Origin of the sequence: Kitasatospora sp. NPDC059571, from assembly GCF_042735675.1 — a bacterium.
Classification (GTDB): domain Bacteria; phylum Actinomycetota; class Actinomycetes; order Streptomycetales; family Streptomycetaceae; genus Kitasatospora.
The window spans coordinates 1-1,173 of record NZ_JBHWBW010000859.1; the positions used below are offsets into that span (position 1 = coordinate 1).

The 1,173-nt window shown below is 76.9% G+C and carries 1 protein-coding gene; it reads right to left on the reverse strand.

Annotation, left to right across the window (positions count from 1 at the left end):
- Positions 1–324 precede the first annotated feature (324 nt).
- On the reverse strand, positions 325–699 hold the full coding sequence (locus tag ACFV0G_RS39580; protein ID WP_380558852.1) for a hypothetical protein: 375 nt from the start codon (positions 697–699) through the stop codon (positions 325–327).
- Positions 700–1,173 lie beyond the last annotated feature (474 nt).

Below are 1,173 nucleotides of genomic sequence, written 5' to 3' on the forward strand. Positions count from 1 at the left end.
GGTCGTGGACCTGGTCTTCGGCGCGGGCCGGATCGCCCACCTGCCCGGGCCCGCCGCCCGCGAGGCGCAGCACCCCCCCGGCCCCCCCCCCGCCCCGCGGACGGCTGGCGGGTGCTGGTCGCCTGCCCGCCGGGCGGCCACCGCGCCGCCGTGGCCGCGGCCGCCGGCGCCGAGGTGCTCCACTGGCCGGCCCGGCGCTCACCGGGGCCGGGCGCCGCGGGGGGGGGGCGGGCGCCCGGGGGGGGGGGGGCCCCGGCGCCGAACGGGCGCGGGGCCGGGGACCGGTGGGGCCGGGGTCGGCCGGCCGGTCCGGTCCCGGGGGCGTCAGCGGCAGTACCAGCCGGCCGGCACCCAGACCTGCTGCCAGTGGGCCGGGATCCACTTCCACTCCCAGCCGGCCTTGTGCCAGGTCTTGTGCCAGTAGCCGTGGTGCCAGTGGTGGTGGGCGTCCCACCAGCCCGCGTGCCAGTCGTTGTGCCAGTGGCCGGCGTGCCAGACCTTCTGCCAGTGGCCGCCGACCCACTTGGTCTCCCAGTGCGCGGGGTACCAGCGGCAGTCCTTGTCGTGGGAGACCGAGGACGCGGCGGACGTGGTGGTGGCCGAGGCCGCGGTGGCCGAGGTGGCCACGGCGGCACCGCCGCCCAGCATCACGCAGGTCGCGGCGACGGCGAGCGACCGCTTGGTGCGCGTCGTACGCATGGTCCTGCACCTCCTTCCTGATCGGCCGTCACCTGAGTGGTCGGCACCTGCGGCGTGCCCGGTGCCGGATTCACTCCCGTGGCGGATTTCCATGACCTTGATTCGACGGCGAACCAGCTGCGGACGGGAGCGCTCGGGTCCGAATTTCGCTTGAATCTTCGACAGTCGGACGACCGTGCTCCGACCTGGTCGGCAGGGGCCCCGCAGCCCTTTTCCCGCACCCCGTCGTACTCGTCCGCCGACGGACCCATCTGCCCCGGCCCGGTGCATCGAATCAGGGACGGAAGGTCGTTCACCGACGCCGGCGCGATCAGCCGAGAGGTCGTCCCCATGTCACCCGTCACCCGCCACCCCGTACCGGGCCGCGCCGGCTCCCGGACCGCCCCGTGCCCGGTCACGTCCCGGTGAGCGCCTCCCGGCAGGGGGCGGGGGGGGCCGGCGCCCCCCCCCCGCTCCAGGGCGCGGCAGACCGCC

Coding starts and splice junctions, on each gene's coding strand:
- ACFV0G_RS39580 (WP_380558852.1), bottom strand. CDS start 699: ATGCGTACGACGCGCACCAAGCGGTCGCTCGCCGTCGCCGCGACCTGC.